At 68.0% G+C, this 21,924-nt stretch carries 19 protein-coding genes; 5 read left to right on the top strand and 14 right to left on the bottom strand.

Translation table 11 applies throughout. The annotated features are described in order from the left end of the window. Nucleotides 1–183: 183 nt before the first annotated feature. Nucleotides 184–537 (top strand): hypothetical protein, encoded by a 354-nt coding sequence (locus tag ACFVVM_RS20455; protein ID WP_387620411.1) that lies wholly within the window; start codon nucleotides 184–186, stop codon nucleotides 535–537. Nucleotides 538–635: 98 nt separating this feature from the next. On the opposite strand, the gene ligA is transcribed toward ACFVVM_RS20455, so the two are convergent. From ligA to ACFVVM_RS20435, 4 genes are all read right to left on the bottom strand, one after another. Beyond that, complete coding sequence (gene ligA / locus ACFVVM_RS20450; RefSeq protein ID WP_387620409.1) at nucleotides 636–2,789, bottom strand: NAD-dependent DNA ligase LigA; 2,154 nt, start codon at nucleotides 2,787–2,789, stop codon at nucleotides 636–638. 98 nt (nucleotides 2,790–2,887) lie between these two features. Continuing rightward, nucleotides 2,888–3,958 (bottom strand): methionine synthase, encoded by a 1,071-nt coding sequence (locus tag ACFVVM_RS20445; RefSeq protein ID WP_387620406.1) that lies wholly within the window; start codon nucleotides 3,956–3,958, stop codon nucleotides 2,888–2,890. 78 nt (nucleotides 3,959–4,036) lie between these two features. Next, on the bottom strand, nucleotides 4,037–5,152 hold the full coding sequence (mnmA, locus tag ACFVVM_RS20440) for a tRNA 2-thiouridine(34) synthase MnmA (RefSeq protein ID WP_387620404.1): 1,116 nt from the start codon (nucleotides 5,150–5,152) through the stop codon (nucleotides 4,037–4,039). Beyond that, nucleotides 5,152–6,378: a cysteine desulfurase family protein gene (locus ACFVVM_RS20435; protein ID WP_387620401.1), complete on the bottom strand. Its 1,227-nt coding sequence runs from the start codon at nucleotides 6,376–6,378 to the stop codon at nucleotides 5,152–5,154. Before ACFVVM_RS20435 ends, mnmA begins: the two co-directional genes overlap by 1 nt. A 408-nt stretch (nucleotides 6,379–6,786) precedes the next feature. Between ACFVVM_RS20435 and ACFVVM_RS20430 the strand changes: the two genes are divergently transcribed. Both ACFVVM_RS20430 and ACFVVM_RS20425 read left to right on the top strand, forming a co-directional pair. Continuing rightward, the gene (locus tag ACFVVM_RS20430; RefSeq protein WP_387620398.1) at nucleotides 6,787–7,527 is read left to right on the top strand and encodes a serine hydrolase; all 741 of its coding nucleotides are present in this window, start codon (nucleotides 6,787–6,789) and stop codon (nucleotides 7,525–7,527) included. 315 nt (nucleotides 7,528–7,842) lie between these two features. Beyond that, the gene (locus ACFVVM_RS20425) at nucleotides 7,843–9,093 is read left to right on the top strand and encodes an amidohydrolase family protein (RefSeq protein ID WP_387620395.1); all 1,251 of its coding nucleotides are present in this window, start codon (nucleotides 7,843–7,845) and stop codon (nucleotides 9,091–9,093) included. Between the two features lie 83 nt (nucleotides 9,094–9,176). Here ACFVVM_RS20425 and ACFVVM_RS20420 read toward each other — a convergent pair whose 3' ends face one another. From ACFVVM_RS20420 to ACFVVM_RS20400, 5 genes are all read right to left on the bottom strand, one after another. Beyond that, on the bottom strand, nucleotides 9,177–9,527 hold the full coding sequence (locus ACFVVM_RS20420) for a MerR family transcriptional regulator (protein ID WP_387620393.1): 351 nt from the start codon (nucleotides 9,525–9,527) through the stop codon (nucleotides 9,177–9,179). A 502-nt stretch (nucleotides 9,528–10,029) separates the two neighbouring features. After that, a complete protein-coding gene (locus ACFVVM_RS20415; RefSeq protein ID WP_387620390.1) occupies nucleotides 10,030–11,298 on the bottom strand; it encodes an aldehyde dehydrogenase family protein in 1,269 nt (422 codons plus the stop codon). A gap of 10 nt (nucleotides 11,299–11,308) precedes the next feature. Continuing rightward, entirely contained in the window at nucleotides 11,309–12,718 is a 1,410-nt protein-coding gene (locus tag ACFVVM_RS20410) for a flavin monoamine oxidase family protein (protein ID WP_387620387.1), read from the bottom strand. After that, nucleotides 12,715–13,641, bottom strand: coding sequence for an alpha/beta fold hydrolase (locus tag ACFVVM_RS20405; RefSeq protein ID WP_387620384.1), 927 nt, complete (start codon nucleotides 13,639–13,641; stop codon nucleotides 12,715–12,717). Before ACFVVM_RS20405 ends, ACFVVM_RS20410 begins: the two co-directional genes overlap by 4 nt. Beyond that, entirely contained in the window at nucleotides 13,634–15,193 is a 1,560-nt protein-coding gene (locus ACFVVM_RS20400; RefSeq protein ID WP_387620381.1) for a flavin-containing monooxygenase, read from the bottom strand. The genes ACFVVM_RS20405 and ACFVVM_RS20400 overlap by 8 nt, the downstream gene beginning before the upstream one ends. A gap of 208 nt (nucleotides 15,194–15,401) precedes the next feature. Here ACFVVM_RS20400 and ACFVVM_RS20395 point away from each other — a divergent pair, with 208 nt between their 5' ends. Beyond that, nucleotides 15,402–15,884: an SRPBCC family protein gene (locus ACFVVM_RS20395; RefSeq protein WP_387620379.1), complete on the top strand. Its 483-nt coding sequence runs from the start codon at nucleotides 15,402–15,404 to the stop codon at nucleotides 15,882–15,884. Nucleotides 15,885–15,897: 13 nt separating this feature from the next. On the opposite strand, the gene ACFVVM_RS20390 is transcribed toward ACFVVM_RS20395, so the two are convergent. The 5 genes from ACFVVM_RS20390 to ACFVVM_RS20370 form a co-directional block, all read right to left on the bottom strand. Then, nucleotides 15,898–17,142 (bottom strand): PucR family transcriptional regulator, encoded by a 1,245-nt coding sequence (locus ACFVVM_RS20390; protein ID WP_387620377.1) that lies wholly within the window; start codon nucleotides 17,140–17,142, stop codon nucleotides 15,898–15,900. Nucleotides 17,143–17,215: 73 nt separating this feature from the next. Continuing rightward, complete coding sequence (locus tag ACFVVM_RS20385) at nucleotides 17,216–18,373, bottom strand: zinc-binding dehydrogenase (RefSeq protein ID WP_387620374.1); 1,158 nt, start codon at nucleotides 18,371–18,373, stop codon at nucleotides 17,216–17,218. 87 nt (nucleotides 18,374–18,460) lie between these two features. Beyond that, complete coding sequence (locus ACFVVM_RS20380) at nucleotides 18,461–19,333, bottom strand: phytanoyl-CoA dioxygenase family protein (protein ID WP_387620371.1); 873 nt, start codon at nucleotides 19,331–19,333, stop codon at nucleotides 18,461–18,463. Between the two features lie 508 nt (nucleotides 19,334–19,841). Continuing rightward, on the bottom strand, nucleotides 19,842–20,270 hold the full coding sequence (locus ACFVVM_RS20375; RefSeq protein ID WP_387620368.1) for a hypothetical protein: 429 nt from the start codon (nucleotides 20,268–20,270) through the stop codon (nucleotides 19,842–19,844). A gap of 22 nt (nucleotides 20,271–20,292) precedes the next feature. After that, nucleotides 20,293–20,658 carry a hypothetical protein gene (locus ACFVVM_RS20370; protein WP_387620365.1) on the bottom strand — a complete coding sequence of 122 codons (366 nt, stop codon included), beginning with the start codon at nucleotides 20,656–20,658 and terminating at the stop codon, nucleotides 20,293–20,295. An 84-nt stretch (nucleotides 20,659–20,742) separates the two neighbouring features. Here ACFVVM_RS20370 and ACFVVM_RS20365 point away from each other — a divergent pair, with 84 nt between their 5' ends. Beyond that, nucleotides 20,743–21,231: a MarR family winged helix-turn-helix transcriptional regulator gene (locus ACFVVM_RS20365; RefSeq protein ID WP_387620362.1), complete on the top strand. Its 489-nt coding sequence runs from the start codon at nucleotides 20,743–20,745 to the stop codon at nucleotides 21,229–21,231. Nucleotides 21,232–21,924: the final 693 nt, after the last annotated feature.

Raw genomic sequence — 21,924 nt, 5'->3', positions numbered from 1 at the left:
CGCCGGGCCGCCGGTTGGTCGGTGGGCGGGTTCTGGGCGTTCCCGGTGAGTTGCCCGTGTTCTTGCGTTGGTTTGTTGTTCCTGGACTTTCGGTGGGCGGGTTGTGGGGGTGAGGAACTAGCATGCTGGGCAATGCGGCCGGGAGGTCGCCGATTGTGTCGACGACGAGGATGGGTGCGCGTGATGGCGGTTCGGATGATGGTTCGTGGGGTTGTCGTCGCGGCGGTGAGCGCCGGTGCGGCGGTGCCGATGGTGTTGCTCGGGGCGCCGAACGCGGCGGCCGATCCGTGCCCGAACGGGACGGCGCGGGTGTTCCTGGCGAACTCGACCAACTCGTGTCAGGGGGCGGGAACGGTCCGCTACACCGACGCGCCGGTGTCGAAGGTGTGCTCGATGGCCGGCACCGATGTCACCATCGTGATCGAGACCAACATCAAGAAGCAGCCTCGCCGCGAGGTGCAGGTCCACAACGGCCGCTGCGCCGCGTTCGACTTCCGCACCCAGATCGGCAACTCCGTCACCGTCACCCCGCGCTGATTCCCCCATCCGCATCGCCACCACCGGTGCTGGACGGTTGATCACCAGGCTCTCAGGTAATCATCGGCCGAGTGGTCGACACCACCGGAGCCTGGTGATCAGTTGTCCAGGTCGGGATCCGAGGACTCAGGCGGCGCCGCGTCCTCGACGGGCTCCGGGGTGACGGCGGCCGGGCCCTCTGCCAGGAGCAGGCGGAAGCCGTCTTCGTCCAGGATGGGGACGCCCAGTTCCTCGGCCTTGGCGGCCTTCGAGCCGGGGGCTTCGCCGATCACCACGAAGGCGGTCTTCTTCGACACCGAGCCCGCGGCCTTGCCGCCGCGGACCAGGATCGCCTCTTTCGCGCCGTCACGGGTGAAGGTCTGCAGGGAACCGGTGACCACGATCGACAGGCCCTCGAGATTGCGGTCGATGGACTGGTCGCGTTCGTCTTCCATGCGCACGCCCGCCGCGCGCCACTTGTCGACGATCGCACGATGCCAGTCGGCGGTGAACCACTCCGCCACCGCCGCGGCGATGGTCGGACCCACGCCGTCGGTGGCCGAGAGTTCCTCCACCGACGCGGCCTCGATGCGCTCGAGACTGGCGAACTCCGCGGCCAGCGCCCGCGCGGCGGTCGGGCCGACGTGGCGGATCGACAGCGCGACGAGCACCCGCCACAGCGGACGGTCCTTCACCGTCTGCAAGTTCTCCAGCAGGCGCAGACCGTTCTGGGTGATCTGGCCCTTCTGATTGGTGAACAGCGGGACCGTGAGCAGCTTGGTCTCGTCGAGGTCGAACAGGTCGCCCTCGTCGAGGATCGCCCCGGAGCGCAGCAGGGTGTCGGCGGCCTTGTCGCCGAGTGCCTCGATGTCGAACGCGCCGCGACCGGCGAGGTGGAACACGCGCTCACGCAGCTGCGCCGGACAGTGCCGCTGGTTGGGGCAGCGGATGTCGGCGTCGCCCTCTTTCTCCGGCGCCAGTTCGGTGCCGCAGTTCGGGCAGTGCGTCGGCATCACGAACTCGCGTTCGGCGCCGGTGCGCGCGTCGACCACCGGGCCGAGCACCTCGGGGATCACATCACCGGCCTTGCGGATGGTGACCGTGTCACCGATCAGCACACCCTTGCGTTTGACCTCGGAGGCGTTGTGCAGGGTGGCCATGGCGACCGTCGAGCCCGCGATGCTCACCGGTGACATCACCGCGAACGGGGTGACCCGGCCGGTGCGGCCCACATTGACCTCGATGTCGAGCAGCGTGGTCGTTGCCTCCTCGGGCGGGTACTTGTAGGCGATCGCCCAGCGCGGCGCGCGCGACGTGGAACCGAGCCGACGTTGCAGGGCGGTCTGATCGATCTTGATCACCTGACCGTCGATCTCGTGCTCGATGTCGTGGCGGTGCTCGCCCCAATAGGCGACCCGCTCGATCACCGCGTCGATGCCCTGGACGAGGCGGGTGTGCTCGGAGACCGGCAGGCCCCAGGCGGCCAGGGCCAGGTAGGCCGCGTGCAGGGAGTCCGGGCGAAAACCCTCGATGCGGCCGAAGCCGTGGCAGATCATCCGCAGCCTGCGCCGCGCGGTGACCGCCGGGTCCTTCTGGCGCAGCGAGCCCGCGGCGGTGTTGCGCGGATTCGCGTACGGCGGTTTGCCCTCGGCCACGATCGCGGCATTGAGCGTCGCGAAGTCCTCGAGCCGGAAGTACACCTCGCCGCGCACCTCGAGCAGGTCCGGGATCGGGAACTCCGCGCTCGGGGTGAGTTCGGCGGGGATGTCGGCGATGGTGCGCGCGTTGAGGGTGACGTCCTCCCCCGTGCGCCCGTCGCCGCGGGTGGCCCCGCGCACGAGTCGGCCGTTCTCGTAGACCAGATTCAGCGCGACCCCATCGATCTTGACCTCGCACAGATACTGCAGGTTCGCCCCCGCCTCGGCCTCCACCCGGCTCGCCCAGGTGCGCAGTTCGTCGTAGTCGAACACATTGTCCAGCGAGAGCATCCGCTCGAGATGGTCGACCGCGGTGAACTCGGTGGCGAACCCACCCCCGACCAGCTGCGTCGGCGAATCCGGCGTCCGCAGATCCGGATGCGCCTCCTCCATGGCCTGCAGCTCACGCAGCAACGTGTCGAACTCGCCGTCACTGATGATCGGCGCGTCCCGCACGTAATAACGGAACTGATGCTCACGCACCTCATCCGCCAGCTCCTGCCACCGCACCCGCTGTTCGGGGCTCGCCTCCACCGACTCGACACCCACCGAAACCACGCCGTCGCTGTCACTCACACACCGCACAGTAGTCGAGCCCACCGACACTTCAGCCCACCGTTACCGCACGTCGCGGGGCCTATTCGGGCGAAAACTCCGCACCGTTCCCAACGAGGTCAGTCGAAGGTGATGGACTCCGGTTCGTCGGCGAAGGCCCGGGCTGCCTCGGTGGTGAGGGCGAGGGCTTGGCGGGACCAGGGCAGGGGTGCGCCTGCGAGGCCGCAGGCGGGGGTGACCAGGATCTGGGTGGCCAGGGTGGTGCGGGGCAGGGCGAGGCGGTCGATGAGGCGGACGGCGGGTTCGGCGATGTCGCGCCAGGTCGGCGGTTTCGCGGGGGGTTCGGTGGGGGTCAGGCCGAGGGCGATCCTCTTGCCGGAGTCGAGGATCTCGCCGAGGGCGTCGAGGTCGGCGGTGGTGATCGTCGAGGCGTCGATGGAGATCGCGGTCGCGGCGGTGCGGCCGAGGGTGGTGAGGGCGGGGCGGGAGGCGCAGGTGTGCAGCAGGACCGGGGCGGACTGGGCGTTGACGACGGTGTCGATGATGTGCAGGGCGTCCGGCTCGGGGAGGGCGCGGATGGTGTTCAGGATGCTCGGGCCCCGCAGTGATCCGTTCAGGACGGTGGTGAGCTGGGGTTCGTCCAGTTGCAGGACGACCTCGGCACCCAACCGCCTGCGGATCTCGGCGACGTGCCGGACCAGGCCCTCGGCCAGGGATTCCGAAAGATCGCGCACCGCACCGGAATCGGTGAGGATGCGGTGCCCGCCGGGCAGTTCGACCTCCGCGGCCAGAGTCAGCGGACCCGCCGACTGGAGTTTCACCACGCGCCCGGTGCCCGCGAGACCCAGTGTCTCCCAGGCTTCTTCGATGGCGTCGAGGTCGGCGTGCAGCAGATCCCTGGCCCGGCGCGACACCGCACCCGGTCGCGCGGCCAGTCGGTAACCCCTGGTCGTCGAATCGAAGCGCAGATCGACCAGCAGGGCCGAGACCCGCCCGATCATGTCCGCGCCGATCCCGCGATCGGGCAGCTCGACCAGATGCGGGAGGTCGGGCAGCTCACCGATGATCGTCGCGGCCGCCTCGCGGGGATCGGTGCCCGGCCAGGAGCCGATGGCCGTGGCGATCCCGCCCACCAGGGGGTCGACGGGCTCCGAGGTGGCCTCGGAGGTCTCGCTACGCCGGACTGTCACGCGCTCAGCACCTTTCGTGTCGTCGAACGCGGTCGCCACCGACCGGTGCCGACATCACGCCTTGGGAGCCCGCCCCTACTATGCCGTGGCGTCAGCCGAATCCAGCGGGACACCCGCGCGGTCGGTGCCGTTGATCGTGCCGCTGCCAAGCACGGTGTCCCCACCGTCGGCATCGGGCAGGTACAGCACGATGGCCTGCCCCTTCGCGACACCGCTGAGGGGCTCACGCAGGCGCGCGACCAGGCCGTCACCATCTGGCTCGACAATGGCGGGCGCGGTGCCACCGTGCGCGCGCACCTGCACGACGCACTCGATCGGCCCGCTCGGGCGCTCACCGGAGGTCCAGATGGCACGCTCGGCGGTGATGGTGTCGACCAGCAGGTCTTCGACCGAACCGACCTTGACCGTGCCCGAGTCGGGATCGATCTCGGTGACGTAGCGCGGCTTGCCATCGGCAGCCGTATGGCTCAGGCCGAGCCCCTTGCGCTGGCCCACGGTGAACCCGTGCACACCCTCGTGCTTGCCGAGCACCGTGCCGTCGGAGTCGACCAGCGCGCCGGGGCGGATGCCGATCTTGGCGCCGAGGAACGCGCGGGTGTCACCGGAGGGGATGAAGCAGATGTCGTGACTGTCGGGCTTGTTCGCCACGGCCAGCCCGCGCTCGGCGGCTTCCTCACGGATGCGCGGCTTCGGGGTGTCACCGACCGGGAACATCGCGCGCGAGAGCTGGGCGGCGGTCAGCACCGCGAGTACATAGGACTGGTCCTTGTCCGCGTCGACCGCGCGACGCAACACGCCCTCGTCCAGACGGGCGTAGTGACCGGTGACCACGGCGTCGAAGCCCAGCGCCTGCGCACGATCGGCGAGGGCGGAGAACTTGATCTTCTCGTTGCAGCGCAGGCACGGGTTCGGGGTCTCCCCCGCGGCGTAGGCGGCGACGAAATCGTCGATCACGTCTTCCTTGAACCGGTCGGCGAAGTCCCAGACGTAGAACGGGATGCCGAGCACGTCGGCGGCGCGGCGCGCGTCACCGGCGTCCTCCTTCGAGCAGCATCCGCGCGACCCGGTCCGCAGCGTGCCCGGTGACGCCGACAGCGCCAGATGCACCCCGACCACCTCGTGGCCGGCGTCCACGGCCCGCGCCGCGGCCACCGCCGAATCGACACCACCACTCATCGCGGCGAGAACTCGCATCAGGCACCTCCTCTAGCGCCGGCCAGGCCCGCGGCCCTGGCCCGATCGATGACCTGCGGCAGCACGGTCAACAGGGTTTCGACATCGGCTCCGGTCGAGGTGTGACCCAGCGAGAACCGCAGCGAGCTGCGCGCCTGCCACGGCTCGACGCCCATCGCGATGAGCACATGACTCGGCGAGGCCACGCCCGCATTGCAGGCCGACCCGGTGGAGCATTCGACACCGGCGGCGTCGAGCAGCATCAACAGCGAATCGCCCTCACAACCGGGAAAGGTGAAGTGGGCATTGCCGGCCAGCCTGCGTTCGTCGGCCGGGCCGTTGAGCACCGCGTCGGGCGCCAGCGCGCGCACACCCGCGATCAACCGATCGCGCAGCGCGCGCAGCTCAGCGGCCCGCGCGGGCAGATCGATGGCGGTATCGCGCAGCGCCGCGGCCAGGCCGACCGCCGCCGCCACATCCGAGGTCCCCGAACGCAGATCGCGTTCGTGGCCACCACCGTGCACCAGCGGCACACACGGCACCTGCCTGCCCAGCAGCAGCACACCGATACCGTGCGGACCGCCCACCTTGTGTCCGGCCACGCTCAGCGCGGCCAGCCCGCTCGCGCCGAAATCGACGGGCAGCTGGCTCACGGCCTGGATGGCGTCGCTGTGCATCGGGATGTCGAATTCCGCGGCGACCGAAGCCAATTCGGTGATCGGCTGCACGGTGCCGACCTCGTTGTTGGCCCACATCACACTGACCAGCGCCACCTCGTCGGCGTGCGCGGCGAGCACCTCGCGCAACGCCTGCGGCGAGACGGTGCCCTCGGCATCGACCGGCAACCAGCTGACCTGCGCGCCCTCGTGCTTCTCCAGCCACTCCACCGCGTCGAGCACCGCGTGATGCTCGACCGAACTGGTGACGATCCTGACGCGCCGCGGATCAGCCGCCCTGCGCCCCCAGAAGATGCCCTTGATCGCCAGATTGTCGCTCTCGGTCCCGCCGGAAGTGAAGATCACCTCCGAGGGCCGCGCCCCCAGATCAGCGGCGATCGACTCCCGCGCCTCCTCCAGCGCCCGCCGCGCCGCGCGCCCCGACCCGTGCAGCGACGACGCGTTCCCGACCGTGCTCAACGCAGCCGTCATCGCCTCGACGGCGGCGGGCAGCATCGGAGTTGTCGCCGCATGGTCGAGGTAGACCGTCTCGAGCGCACCGTTGACCGGACCCGTATAAGCCGACTTCATGACCGACAAAGCCTATACCACCCTTGACCTGGGCATCTTCGGGGCCCACCCCTGCTTTCTCCGATGTTTCCACGATTTCGCTACTCGTCTCAACGCCTGTGTCAGCTGTGGGCATTCCCGAGTCGACGGTCGAAGCGCCTGACCTGGTGGGCATCTCCCACTGCTCCACCTATCGTCACCGCGACATTTCGCAGGTGGCGGAATAGGATTGGAGGTACCCGAGTATCGATCCTGTGGGTGAGCTCGATGGCAGACCCGACCCGTGTGAGTCCACTTTCCCGCCCCGTCATCTGGTGTGCGTTGGTCGCGGTGGTCACCCTTCTCGTGTGCTTGGCGATTCGCAGTGTGGGTGGAGCGGCGGAGGCGGAGGATGTCGCCCGTGATCCACCACAGGACAGGTCCTCGGTCGTGGCGTCGGCGATGGCCGCGGCGCACGATGTTCTCGCCGCGGCAGTCGACATCGACGTGGGGATAGCGATCCTCGATCGCGAAGGGGGTGATCGTGCCGTCAACGGGGGCGCGTCGGTGTCGGTGCCGTCCGCGTCACTGGCCAAGATCATCCTCGCGACGGACATCATCGACCGCAGCCGGGCGGCGTCGACCCCGATCGGTCCGCGCGATCTCGACCTCATCCGGCGCGCACTGGGGCCGAGTGACGATGCCGCGATGAACGAGCTGTGGACCCGTTTCGACGGTCCCGACGCGATCGAGCGGATCAGCAGCAGACTGGGTCTGTCCGGCACAAATCCACCGGAATACCCGGCATCCTGGGGAGAGACGACGACCACCGCGGTCGACATCGTGGCGGTGTTCGATCACATCGCGGACATGCCCGCGCCCGACCGGGACCTCCTCACGAGCGCACTCGCCGCCGCTCCCCCGGTCGCCGCGGACGGGTTCCCCCAAGCCTTCGGCCTCCTGTCCCCGGACAACGACATGACTGTGGTGGTCAAGCAGGGCTGGATGTATCTCGGCGACCTGTTCTACCTCCACACCGCCGGTCTCGTCGGCGATTCGGCCCGCTATGTCGCGGCACTCCTGACGGTGCACGGCACGCAGCTCGGGCCCGCGCTTCTCCGCCAGAGCATCGACGACGCCGCACGATCGATCACCCACACACTGCGCGATGGTGATCAGCAGGCACTGTGAACGCGCGGGGCATAGCTGAACACGGAGACCAAATACCGGGACCGGTGATCGGCGCGGCGTAATCTGACGCGCGAAATATCAGACAGTCACCTGATCTCTGGACGTGGTATCGGCACCGACGAAAAGGAAACTGCCATGTCGCGACGATTCCGGCAATCTCCGGGATGCAATTGTGGGTTGTCGGCAGGATTGACTCGACGGCACTTTCTGGCCGCCATGGGTGTGGCATCGCTCGGGGGCGCATTGCTGACGAGTTCGTGCTCGTCGGATGATCCCGCGCCGGCGGAAACGACCGCGGCGCCCACCCCACCGCCCATGGCCGACAGCCTGTTCCACAATGTGCGGGTGCTCGACGTCCGGCAGGGACGGTTGACCGAGCCGACCGATGTCCTGGTGCGCGGCAACACCATCTCGGTGATCGGCGCGGGGCAGACCGCCACCGACGACGTCGAGGTCATCGAGGGACGCGGGCGCACGCTGATGCCCGGGCTCATCGACAACCACGTGCACCTGGTGTTCGGCAGCGCGTCGATGGCCGACCTCAACGATCCCGACAAGGACCCTGAGTTCTACGCGCGCGCCGCGCTGTCGTCGGCCGGTGAGATGTTGATGCGCGGATTCACCTCCGTGCGGGACATGGGCGGTCCGATCTTCCCGCTCAAGGCGGCGATCGACGCGGGGCAGGCCACGGGACCGCGAGTGTGGCCGTCGGGCGCGATGATTTCCCAGACCTCGGGCCACGGTGATTTCCGCTCACCCGAGGAGAAGTCACGCCGATTCACCGGAAAGCAGTCGCGCGCCGAGGAAATCGGCGCGACCTTCATCGTCGACGGGCGCGACGAAGTGCTCACGGCGGCGCGGGAGAACCTGCGGATGGGCGCGAGCCAGCTGAAGCTGACCGCGGGCGGTGGCACCTCCTCGGCGTACGACCCGGTCGACGTCACGCAGTTCACGCTCGACGAGTTGCGCGCCGCCGTCGACGCGGCCGGTGATTGGAACACCTATGTGGCGGTGCACGCGTACACGCCGAAGGCGGTGCAGCGCTCGGTCGAGGCCGGTGTCCTCTGTATCGAACACGGACAATTGCTCGACGAGCCGACGGTGGATCTGCTCGCCGAACGCGGCGTCTGGCTCAGCGGCCAGTATCTGCGGCCCAACACCGAGAGCATGTCGGCGGAGCGCCGCGCGAAACGCCAGGCGGTGCTGGAGGGGAATTCGGTCGTCTGGCCGATGGCCAAGGCGGCAGGGGTCAAAATGGCGTGGGGAACCGATTTCCTGTTCGAGCCGGAGTTGAATGCCGAGCAGAACAATTTCCTGCTCCCGCTGACCGAATGGTTCAGTTCAGCGGAACTGCTGCGCCTGGCCACCCTCGACAATGCCGGACTCCTGGCGCTGAGCGGTTTGCGCAGTCCCTACCAGGGCACGCTCGGCGTGGTCGAGCCCGACGCCTTGGCCGACCTGATCCTCGTCAACGGTGACCCGCTCGCCGACATCGATCTCATCGGCGACCCCACGACGAATTTCGACGTGATCATGAAGGACGGCGTGATCTACAAGAACGTCTAGGCGACCGAGCAGCCCGGTCACCGCCGAAGCGTCACCGGTCGCGTGGACCGGTGCGCGCCGCACCGGCCACCGGTGCGCGTCGGCTACTCGGGGCGGTTGTCGAGTTCGCGCTGAAGCTCGGTGTTGATGCGCTGCGCCTCGGCGAGCTGATCCTCGAGGATCACGATCCGGCACGACGCCTCGAGCGCGTTTCCGGCATCGACGAGTTCACGCACGCGGGCGGCGATACGCAGCTGGTAGCGGGAGTAGCGGCGGTGCCCGCCCGCGGAGCGCTGCGGGGTCAGCAGCCGGGCGGCGTCGAGGCCGCGCAGGAACGCCTGGGTGACGCCGAGGATCTCCGCGGCGCGGCCCATGCTGTAGGCGGGGTAGGTGTCGTCGTCGAGCTTGTCCGCGGCGCTGGGGCCGTCGGCGGGGTCGATGTTCGGGTGCTGCACGAGGCCTCTCGGGTTCAACGCCGGAAGGCCCCGGCGCGCTGGGCGCCGGGGCCTGGATTTACGGACTGAGGGATTGATTTCACTTGCGTTCACCGGCCGCGAGGGCCGGTCCGATACAGCGCATCCGACGATTTCCGGGATGCGGGACTGGTAAATGACTGCTCAGTGGCCACCACCTCCAAAAGTCGTCGGCTATACCTGCGGTACTGCGCTTACCTGGCTTCTTCGCCCCCTCCGGCGGTCCGGCCGACTGCACCGGATTCTCTTCTCCGCCAGAGGAGACGGTCGATCTCGTTACTCCGGGCAGTTCACCTGCCCGGCCATCTGATCTCTCAATCGGAACAACAGCGACTGTATACCCCCACACCGAGAATGTCTACACCCGACACAACAGATTTACTCCACCGGCGGGCAGTCGTTGCCGAAGGCTTGGCCTTCTCCGCCACCGGAATCGACAGGCGCAGGACCCATCGCGGTAGTCGGCGCGGATCCTCTGCGAATGTCAGTCGTGGGAGCTCATCACGTGCTTGATCCGGGTGTATTCCTCGACGCCGTAGGCGGAGAGGTCCTTGCCGTATCCGGAGTATTTGAACCCCCCGTGCGGCATTTCGGCGAACAGCGGGATGTGGCAGTTCACCCATACCGCACCGAAGTCCAGTGCCCGGGTGAGCCGTTCGACGGTGCCGTGGTCGCGGGTCCACACGCTCGACGCCAGGCCGTAGTGCACGTCGTTGGCGTAGTGGATGGCCTGAGACTCCCCGGTGAACGCCTGCACGGTCAGCACCGGCCCGAAGGTCTCCTGCTGCACGATCTCGTCGTGCTGGCCCACGCCGGTGACGATGGTGGGCTCGAGGAAGTAGCCCAGGTCGCCCACCCGTTTGCCGCCGGTGACGATGCGGGCGTGTGACGGCAGCGCGTCGAGTTTGTCGGTCACCGCGGTGAAGTGGTCGATGTTGTTCAACGGGCCGTAGAAGGCGCGCGGGTCACGCGGCGGGCCCGGCACGAGGGTCTCGGCCTTCTTCACCAGCGCCTCGACCAGCTGATCGTGGACGGAGTGGTGGACCAGCACCCGGGCCGCGGCGGTGCAGTCCTGTCCGGCGTTGAAGAAGGCCGCCTCGGCGATACCACCTGCCGCCCTGTCGATGTCGGCGTCGGCGAACACCAGCGCCGGTGCATTGCCTCCGAGTTCGAGGTGTACGCGTTTGACCTGCTCGGCCGCCGCGGCCGCGACGGCGATTCCGGCCCGCACCGATCCGGTGATCGAGACGGCAAGGGCGGGTCCGATCTTCCAGATCGCCATCATGAACGGGTAGTTCCACGGCGTCACCTGCCCGACGACCTCGATCGGTTCCCGCCGCACACAGGAGGTGAATCCCTCCATGTATTCCCCGGCAGCCTTGCCCTCGAGCAGTCTGGCCGCTCCGGCGAAGAAGCGCAGCTGGTCGACGGCCATCGCCACCTCCTCGGTGGCGACGACCGCCCGCGGCTGACCGGTGTTGCGGCACTGCGCTTCGACGATGCCGTCGCTGTGCGCCTCGATCGCGTCGGCCAGTTTCAGCAGCACCGACTGACGGAAGGCCGGGGTGGTCTTGCCCCAGGTGAGAAACGCGCGTGACGCGGCGGCGACCGCCGCCGCGACATCCTCCCTGGTCGAGATCGGTGCCCGACCCACCACGCGCTCGTCGACCGGATCGATCAGGTCCGAGGCCTCGGTGGACATCGAGGCCACGAACCGGCCATCGACATAGTTGCGCAGCAGCGCGACCGACATGATTTCCCTCTCAGCGTTGTGCGTTGGCGGTCGATGTCATCGGGTTGTGCGCCAGTGCCCGGCCGACATCTTCGGCTGCTCGCCGGCCAGCGCTCACCGCGCCGTCGATGTAGCCCTGGTTGACGGTGGCGGTCTCGGTGCCTGCCCAGTGCAGGCGTCCGACCGTTCGGCGGTCGGCGTCGGTGTACTGGGTGAGCACGCCGGGCGGACGGGAGCTCACGCACCCGCTGATCCACGGTTCGTGCGTCCAGTCCTTCTCCAGATAGGCCCGCGGGTGGGCGGCCTCGGGCCCGAACAGGGTGACCAGGTCGTCCAGGAACATCGCGCGGCGCACCTCGGGATCGTCGAGGACCTCATCGCTCCAGTGCAGGCCGAAGCCGGCGCCGGCGGTACCGAGGAAGGTGAGCAGAATCCCGATGCTGCCATCGGGCGGGGAGTTGTCGACGACGTAGTTGGCGACCCGCAGATCGGTGATGGCCTGACCGTTGAATCCCTTGTCGCGCCAGAACGGCCGGTCATAGATCGCGAACAGCTTGCTCTCGGTGCCGTTACACCAGCGGCGCTGCAGCATGGCCCGGCGGGTGGGCAGGTCCGGCGCGAACCGGATGCGGTTGGCGTCCGAGGGCGCCATCGCGACGATGACCTGATCGGCACGAACATCGGCACGCGCGGAGGACACCAGCACCCCGGTGCTGTCCTGGGTGATCTGCGCGACCGGTGATTCGAGAACGACCTTCCCGGGAAGAGCTTCGGCCATGCGCAGCGAGATCAGCTGAGTGCCGCCGACCACCCGGGATTCCTGCGCACCGCCGGTGATGTTGACCAGGTGGTCGATCCCGCCGCAGCCGGCGATGCGGGCCAGCTGCACCAGCAGCGAGGTGCTGTGCAGGTCCTCGCCGTCGGTGACGGTGAAGGCCAGTTTGAACAGCAGCCGGACCTCCTTGGTGACGGCGTTGCTGTCGATCCACTGGCCGAAGGTGATGCTGTCCCAGTGGCGGGCCTCGGGGGCATTCCATGGCGCGTCGAGCGGGACCGTTTTCGCCATCCGCTCCAGTCGCAGCTGCGTCTGGGCGTAGTCGGCCAGGACCACCGGGTTCAACGGCGGGACCGTGCCCCTGTACAGCTTCTTCTTTCCCTTGCGCAGATAGATCGACTTGCCGTCGACGTAGGTCTTGAACGTGTCGAGACCGAGTTCGTCCAGCAGCGCCAGCACGTGATCCTGGCCGGGCCCGACCCACTGGCCGCCGCCCTCGGTGATCACGCCGGGGGCGACATCGAGGTTGACGGTACGTCCGCCGACCCGGTCGCTCGCCTCCAGCACGACGACGGAATGTCCGGCTCGATCGAGTCGGCGGGCGGCGGTGAGGCCCGACACTCCGGCACCGACGACAACGACGTCGGCTGTCAGTAGCTCGCTCATGGGGTGAGTCCTCCTGTGCTCTCGGTGAGTGGGATGTGGGCGCAGATGCGTTCGACGATCAGGTCGGCCAGTGAGTCCGGGAGGTGATGGCCCATTCCGGCGATGACGAGGTGGCGGGAGTGGGGGATGGCCGCCGCGGTGGCCTCTCCCCCTGAGGGGTCGACGAGGGGATCGCGGTCGCCGTTGATGACGAGCGTGGGCACGCTGATCGTGCGCAGGGCCGCGGTGCGGTCACCGGAGGCCTGGATGGCCTGCAGCTGGCGTTGCATCCCGGCGGGGCCGTCGCCGGCTGTTCTGTCCCATTGGGTTGCCGCGTGCTCGGCCTCGGCGAGCTCGTCGATGGGATGGCCCGCGCCCGCCAGCGCGGCCGTCAACCGCAGATGCGCTGTGACCGCCTGAGGCTTCGTCCGCGGTGACTGGGTGGCCAGGATGAAGGATGTCTTCAGCGACGCGCGGCCGACCGCGGGGTTGCCGGTCGTCGAGTAGATCGAGGTCAGTGATGCGGTGTGCGTGGGGAATTCGGCGGCGACGGTCTGCGCGATCATGCCGCCCATCGATCGCCCGACGAGATGAGCGGGACCGACGCCGAGGTGCTCGAGCAGATACGCGCAGTCGGTGGCGCAGTCGGTGAGCGTGTAGGCATCCGAGCGAGGACGCGCCGATGCCAAGCGCACGAGCCCCGGTGCGGGGGCGGAAACGAAACTGGACCGCCCGCTGTCGCGGTTGTCCATCCGGACGACGAGAAAACCGCGCGACACGAGCGCGGTCACGAAGTGCTGTGACCACTGGGTGAGGTCTTCGCCGAGGCCACCGATCAGCAGGACCGCGGGCTGACCGGGCCGGCCGTCGACGCGGTAGCAGACGCGGACGCCGCTGGGCAGGCGGGTGAACTGATCATGGCTTCGCGCGGACAACTCAGACACCGCCGGATTCCTGTGCCGCCGCGGTCAGTTCGCCGACCGTGGAGGTGTCACCGCCGAAGGGCCGGTCGGTGCTGGCGCTGAGGCGCAGGCTCTCGTCGAACAGCGCGCCCCGGAGCAGTTTGGCGTCTTCGGGGTAGGAAAGCCCCATGCGCCATGGCAGTTCGGTTCCTTGCCGGGGCACGGTGTGCTGGGAACGCAACACGTACCCGGCGCTGATGTCGAGCACCGGCTTGGTCCGCATGCCGGGTGCGGCCACCGCGACCGCGGTGTCGTAGCCGTAGCCGTCCATGTGCGCGAGCAGGCTACAGAAGTAGCGACACATCAGGCTGATCTTCAGCGTCCACGACGAGGTCGTGTATCCGACCGCGATCGCCCAGTTGGGAACACCGGAGAGCAGCATGCCGCGGTAGGCGACCGATTCGGCGAGGTCGACCGGGCTGCCGTCGACTCGCAGGTCCATGCCGCCGAGCAGCTGCAGGTTCAGGCCGGTGGCGGTGACGATGACATCGGCGGCCAGCTCGCGGCCGGATTCGAGCAGGATGCCGGTCCGGGTGAACCGCACGATCCTGTCGGTGACCACCGAGGCGTCACCATTGCGGATCGCCGCGAAGAAGTCTCCGTCCGGTGCCAGGCACAGCCGCTGGTCCCACGGGTCGTAGGGCGGGTTGAAGTGGGTGTCGACGTCGTAGCCCGGCGGCAGCAGGCCCTTGTTGACGTGGCGGATCAGCGCGCGTCCGGCCCGCGGGAACATGCGTAGGCCCTTCACGACCGCGCGATCGAGCCAGATGTTCTTGAACCGGGTCAACGAGTAGCCACGCTGCTCGCCGAAGAGCTTGGTCAGCGCGAGTGCGAGCGAGTCCACCCGCGGCAGCGACATCACATAGGTCGGGGTGCGCTGCAGCATGGTGACGTGTTCGGCGGCGCCCGGGCCCGCGGCCATCGACGGAACCAGTGTGATCGCGGTGGCGCCGCTGCCGATCACCACCACTTTCTTGCCCGCGTACTCGTAGCCCTCCGGCCAGTGCTGGGGATGGATGATGTCGCCGGCGAAGTCGTCGCGTCCCTCGAAGTGTGGGGTGAAGCCTTCGTCGTAGCGGTAATAGCCGGTGGCCGCGAAAACCCAGTTCGCCTTGATCCGCTGGTGGGTGACCGACTCGTCGGCGTTGTCGATCCGTACCTGCAAGGTCCAGGCCGCGTCGGCGCTCGACCAGTCGGCCGAGGTCACCCGGTGCCGCAATCGGATCAGCTGCTCGAGGTCGTTCTCCTGCACGGTTTCGCGCAGATAGTCACGGATGAGTGGGGCGTCGGCGATCGCGGCCCTGTCCTTCCACGGCTTGAACTCGTAGCCGAAGGTGTGCAGGTCCGAATCCGATCGAATACCGGGGTAGCGGAACAGATCCCACGTGCCACCGATGTTTTCGCGGCTCTCGAGCACCACGACACGTTTGGCCGGGAACGCTTCGGTGACATAGCGCGCGGCGCCGATGCCCGAGATCCCCGCACCGATGATCACGATGTCGAACTCCTCGTTGACGATCGTCGACGTGTTCATCACATTCACCCCTTCTCCGGTTGGTTAGGCGATGGCTTCACACTCCTCTCGGGGATGCCTCGCCGACCACCGCGCGGTGCCCCCACCTACGGCCGCGCCCGGTGCACAGTGCACCCCGGGCCGCGGTGGTGCACGGTGTCGCATCGGTGCTGGATGACGGTGCACGGCGGCGTGGCCGCCGGCACAGCCGACGCGCCAGGCTGGCGCCATGTCAGAATTTCACGAGTTCAGCGCATCACGGCTGATGCCGGTGCCGGTGGGGGCGGTGTGGGAGTTCACCGAGGATCCGCGGCACAACGCCCACTGGTGCAACAACGTTCGCGAGGTGACCCGGGTCGACAGCCCGTTCGGGGTCGGTCGCAGTTTCGAGGAGATCAGTGTCGTGGCGGGCCCGTTGACATCGGTCACGACCTGGACGCTGCGCACCGTTGTGCCGCAACGCGAACGGACCTTCTCCGGGCAGGGTTTTCCCGGTGTCGGCGAAATCCGGCCGTTCGTGCGGATGGAGCCGGTGCGCGACGCCCCGGGCGCGAACCTCACCTACGTCACCTACGGGTCGTCGATCGAACTGTCCTACGGCCGGTTCACCCCGATCGTGGCACGGCTGCTGCGGCGAATGCTCGCCACCGAGTTCACGACCTCACTGACCAACCTCGAACGGCTCGCCGGCCGCTACGCGGCTCGTTTCTGACTCCCGCAGCCGGTCAACGGTCGTCGCGCAGCTGCAGATACATCAGCGCGGCGACCACACTGGTCGCGTTGTCGACCAGCGGCCGCGGCAACAGCCGGTCCACACGAGCCAGTCGGCGCTCGATGGTGTTGCGGTGGGTGAACAAGCGCTCGGCGGTGCTGGTGGCGTTGAAACGCTCCAGCGCATAGGTCAGCGCTGTCTCGCGCAGCACGGTGTCGGCGGTCGCGAATTCGCCGAGGGTGTCGGTGACGAACTGTTCGGCCTGGGCCATGTCGGCGGACAGGGCCGCGACGAGCTGGATGTCCTCGTAGCGCACGATCTGCCGGGCCGAGCCGAGCCGGGCCAGGACCCGCTGCGCCGTGGCCGCGTCCAGGTGGGTGCGGCGGAAGCCCTCGATGTCGCGTCCGGGCCTGCCCAGTGCCACCCGCACCCCGGACAACTCCGCCGACTCCGGCTGTAGCGCCGATATCGGCGGGACCTGGTCGGTGGGTATCCACAACCAGAGCGCATTGGTGCTGGCCACCAGCGTCAGACGTCGACCGGCGCCGCAGGCTCGCATCACCAGCTCGGCTGCCGTCTCGAGTGCCTCGGAGCGTTCGGTGGAGTCCACCCAGACGATGGCCGCCACATGATCACCGGTGAGGGCGTAGCCGAGGCGGGCCTCGGCGCGCGCACGGCTGATCGGTGCGCCTTCGAGCAGCAGCTGAGCTGTGGCGTGCCGTTCGGCGTGGGCGCTGCGGGCGAGGTCGGTGCGTTCGGCTTCGACATGGTCGGCCAGGGCGACCATCGAATCGTCGACGAAGGTGAAGATCGAATACCCGGACACCTGCAAGGTTTCACGCAGCAGTTCGTGATCGCTGGTGACGGCGAAACACTCGTCGGTCCACCGTCGCCACGAGACCCGCTGGCCCGCACGCCAGGAGTCCAGGTCACTCGTGTCGAGACCGCGCCGCACGAGGTCGCGGGCGAATCTCAGGGTTTCGGGATCCGCACATGGTGGCACCCGCCGGCCGGGATGGTGGATGGTCGCGGTGAGCCAGTGGATGAGGTAGGCCCTGTGCATGCGCCGGTCGCCGGCGGCGAGGACCGGATCCTCGACGACGAACCGGTACCGGGTGCTGAGCTGGGAGGCCGAAAAGACTTCGTCGACGAGTTCGTCGACAGTGGGCAGAATCCGTTCGGCAACGTCGCGCATCACCGCGCACACCTGCTCGCTCGGCACCGGCCACAGTTCCTCCATGGGTGCACTGTTCACCATCGCCGGCTCGATTGCACTCGACTCTCCGAGAATCGCCACGACCCCCTCGAACCGGGCTCACGCACCGCGCGGATCAGCCCTCGACACCGTCGCGGCCGGGCAGCAACAGTTGGCGCAGCGCCTGACCGGCGGCCAGGTCCGCGAGAGCGTCGGCCGCTTCCGACAGCGGCCGACGGGCCGAGATCATCGATGCCAGATCCAGGCGCCCTGCCATGACTTCGTCCACCAGCTCCGGGATGTCGCGGTGCGGGATGGAGGAGCCGTAATTGCAGCCGAGGATGCGCTGGTCGGCTTCGGCGAGTGCGAGCGGATCGAAGGTCGCGTGCTCACCCTGGGCGGGCAGGCCGACGATCACCGCGGCCCCGCCGAGCCCGAGTCCCGCGATGGCCTGCTCGGTCGTGCGGATTTTGCCGATGGCGTCGAAGATGTAGTCGTAGCCGTCGGGTTCGACCGAGCGAAGCGCGGCAACAACATCGGGCACCGCGGTGGCGTCGACGGTGTCGGTCGCCCCGAGCGTGATCGCGAGCTCGAGTTTGTCGGCCACGACATCGACCGCCACGATCCGGGCGGCACCGGCCAGTCGCGCGCCCTGGATGCACGCCAATCCGACGCCACCACAGCCGATCACCGCGACAGTGGACTCCGGCCGGACCGCGGCGGTGTTGCGGACCGCGCCGACACCGGTAGCGATGGCGCAGCCGATGATCGCCATGTCTTCGAGGGGTGCGTCGTGGCGCACCTTGATCGCGCCGGACACCGGGACCACCACTTCCTCGGCGAACGACGACACCCCGAGATAGTGGTGAATGTGACCCTGCGCGTTCGACAGGCGGGTCGTGCCGTCGTAGAGCACCCCGCCGGGCGCCACGGTGGATGCCACCAGGGAGCACTGCGCGGGCCGGCCGGCGCGACAGGTGCGGCAGTGCCCGCAACCGGGCACCCAGGACAGCACGACGTGATCGCCGATCTCGAGCTCGTCGACGCCTTCTCCGATCGCGGTCACGATCCCCGATCCCTCGTGTCCGAGGACGAGCGGCCGTGGCACCTGCCAGGCGCCGGTGGTGACGTGCAGGTCGGAGTGACAGACGCCGGCGGCGACGATCCGTACCTGCACTTCGCCGGATCCCGGGGGCGCGAGGTCGACGGACTCGAGCGCGATCTTGCCGTCCTCGTCGAGGACGACGGCGCGGATCGGAGTGGGCCGTGAGTTAGCGGTGTCGTGAGTAGGCATGGCAATTCCTGATTCGTGTGACCGAAGAGCGTTGTGCGGCGCCGGCGCGTGGTGCACCGGCGCCGCGGTGAACTCGAATGGGCTGCGTCAGAGACCCAGCTGATCGGCGATCTCCTTGGCATCGGCCGTCCACAGGCCGGGTGATCCCACGGGGTACTGCGAGCGGAACCCGAGTAGTTTCTGCACTCGCGCGGGGAGTCCGCGGATCGTGTCGCGGTCGATCAGCAGCGCGTGTGCTTCCTCCGGAGTCAGGAACGATGCCTGGATGGCGATGCTCACTGCCCGCCGGCACTGGTCGTGGGTCTGATTCGCGCCACCGCCGTGCAGGACCTTGCCGGAGAAGTACAACGCGTCACCGGCGTTCATCTCGGCGGCGACGGTTTCCCCGGGAGCTCCGCGCACGCCGAAGTCGTCGGCCAGATGCGTACCCGGCAACACTCGGGTCGCGCCGTTGGCTTCGGTGAAATCGGTCAGCGCGACAAGGAGATTGGCGCACACCTCGGGTGCGGACTTGCCCATGGCCGCGAAGGCGGGATAGTTCTCGTTGTCGCGATGCAGGAACTGGGGCCGGTTACCGGGGCCGATCTGAATGACCTGCCCGGTCGAGAGCCACCAATCCCCCAGCCGATCACGGAACGTTCCCTCACCCAAAGCGTGCAGGAGATCGTCATCGAGAACCTCGCCGCCGAACGTCGGGCTCTGGGCCACCAGGCCGGTCATGCGTTTGGTGTTGGCGCCGTGGAACTCCTGCATGATCGGGTTCCAATGCTGCGACCCCGCCGAAACACCCGTCAGCGCGGGGTCGAGCTCGGTGTTGAACCGCCGGACCTGATCGGCGGACAAGAACCCGCCGATGATCACCGCCCCGTCCTCGGCCACGATCTGCAGGATCTCCCCCACCTCCGTCGACCGCGCTACCTTCCGCAAAGGCCGTGACCGGCCGGCTGCCGTCGATGTCATGGTTTTCACCTTTCATCTTGCCTGGATGGGCTACCGCTGGAGTGATGTCACTCTGCCCGCGGCGGCGCCCGTCCACTACGCCGTAGTGCCCCCGGGTGCACCTGATGCCGGTGCACACTGCACACCTCAGTCGTCGACTGCCCGACCGAGGGTGTCCGTTGCCATCGGTTGGCAGCCGGTGGTGACCGGCTCGGACCGCCGGATCACACGCGGTCCGGACCGCTGTTCTTCGCTTCGGCGATCACCCAGGTGCTCACCCGCGACGGCTTCGACATCACCGGGCATCCGATCAACCGGCTCGCCACCGGAGACCTGGCTGGATCCAGATCGCGGCCGGAGTCTTCACCATGGACCGGAGAACGGTTTTCCGGTCGGCACCACTCATCCCGACCCCGCCTGTTCAACTCGCGCGCCGTCGCGGTCGCCCGCGCCTACGCGCCGGAGCCGAGCATTCGGATGCCCACATTCGCCTTTCAGGACGTGAACGTCACATCCCCACCATTTACATTCACGCTTCCATTACTTCGATTTCTGCGGCACGCCCGGTTGGCTCCACAAGTATGCTTTCCTCCCCCACGGAGCCGTCCGGGTCGTCAGTCCAGTACATCGACGAGGCGAGAACGTATCCGACCTGCTTCGCACCCCGAAGGGTATATAGCGTCCTCCGCCCCAATTCACCACCTTGAAATCGCAAGAAATCTTCGATCTCAGCACTACTGGCATATGCCACTTCGAGCGGATAGAAGTTCTCCCATATCGCGATGGCACCGACATTTTTGAAGAGAACATCGAATACCGATTCATGTTCCGGAAAGTGACCGTCGTGATAGTAGCTCCGACCACTTCGAAGAAGAATCTGAGCGTGCGTTCCGACAAACGCGGCCAGATGAAACTTTCGATCCACCCGAAGGGGCAGAACTCCCGGAACGATATTCATGTCCAAATACTATGTGCCGACGCTACATTCGCTGCCGGCGGAGGGCGATCACGGCGGCGGGGACGATGATCAGGTCGAGGAAGACGTGCCAGACGCTGAAGGGGTTGGGGTGGGTGACGAAGCGGATCGTTCCGAGGATGCCGCCGATCGTCGGGAGGATCACCGCGAGCGGAAGCGACCACTTCCAGGACCAGAGGACCGCGATGCCGAGGACGAAATAGATCACGCCGTAGCCGACGGCTCCGAGGACATGGCCTGCCGTGCCGTAGACGGCGAGCTGGACCACGTGGGTGACACCGGTGAGGACCAGCAGGGAGCCCGCGAGGCGTTGCGGCACTCGGCTCGAGCGCGGGGTGCTGGGTGGTGAGGTCACCGAAGGCTGATTCATGCGATTTCCATCCGATAGTGGGCGCCACCCGACAAATTAGTACGGTGGCCTGACCATTTCGGAAGGTACGGTAGCCTTACTACTGTGTCAAGGACCACACCCGCCTCGGACCCCGCACATCTCGCCGACACCCACCTCGGCCCGCATTCCCGGATCGGTGCCCTCGCCCGCCGCCTCGCCCTCGTCGTGACCGACCAGGTCCAGGACGCCCTGCGCGCCGAAGGCCTGACCGAGCTACGACCCGTCCACCTCCGGGTCTTCGCCGCACTCGGTCCGGATGCCCGCCGGGTCACCCAGATCGCGGACCGCCTGAGCACGACCAAGCAAACCGTCGGCCCGATCGTCGACGAACTGGTCACCCTCGGCTACCTACAGCGCCGGGTGGATTCGAACGACGCCCGCGCGAAGCTCGTCGAACTCACCCCCGCGGGCCGCACCGCCGCCGAAGCCGCCTTGCGGGCCGCCGAGGCGATCGACCGGCGCCTGGCCGAGCGCGTCGGCGAGGCACGATTGGCCGAATGTCGCACGACGCTATGGGAACTCGTCGAGTCCGAGTCGACCGGGAACTCCTAGAGCTGGTCGAGGTATGCCTCGATCGCATCACCGACCGCACCGGCCACGGTGGCCAGGGCGGCCGGTGAGGTGGTGCGGTCGGCGACGTCGGCCGGGGTGTGGAACGCGGGGTGATTCCGACGAACGACAGCAGCGCGGAATCACTCGCGCCGGCCCAGAGTTCGCCTTCGCCGAACCATCGGGTGGGATTGAGCATCGGGACCAATGCGGCTCGCTCCAGCGCCTTCTCGACCGGCGCGTAGCGGTCGGCGTCCATCCGGATGAAGAGGCCGCGTCCCTCGGTGGGCAGATGTCGCGGGTCGGTCAAGGACGGCGCGAGTTCGATCGTTCCGTCGCCGGCACGTTGCCCCAGTGCGACATTCGCTCCCAGATGCACGGTGAGCGCGGGATCGGCGTCGAAGGTGCGCAGGTAGTGCTGCAGGCCGATGTGGTGCAGGATCTCGTGACCCGGCGAGCCGACCACAGTGATCGGGACCCGCCCGCGAAACCGTTGTGCCAACGCGAACGCCACCGCGATGCCGGTGGCCCGCTCGGCCGCACAGCCGAACCACCCGGACAGCGGAGTCGCGAGCACCAGCGGTTCGGCGGCGGGGTCGGACGTCGTGCCGAAGGTCGCGATCACCGCCGCCGCGGCACCGGCCCGCTGCCCGGCGGCGATGGCGTCGTCCAGCTCCGCGGAGGTGCGATCACCCT

Source organism: Nocardia sp. NPDC058176 (assembly GCF_042883805.1).
GTDB lineage: Bacteria > Actinomycetota > Actinomycetes > Mycobacteriales > Mycobacteriaceae > Nocardia.
This window is presented reverse-complemented; position numbering and strand designations above follow the sequence as displayed.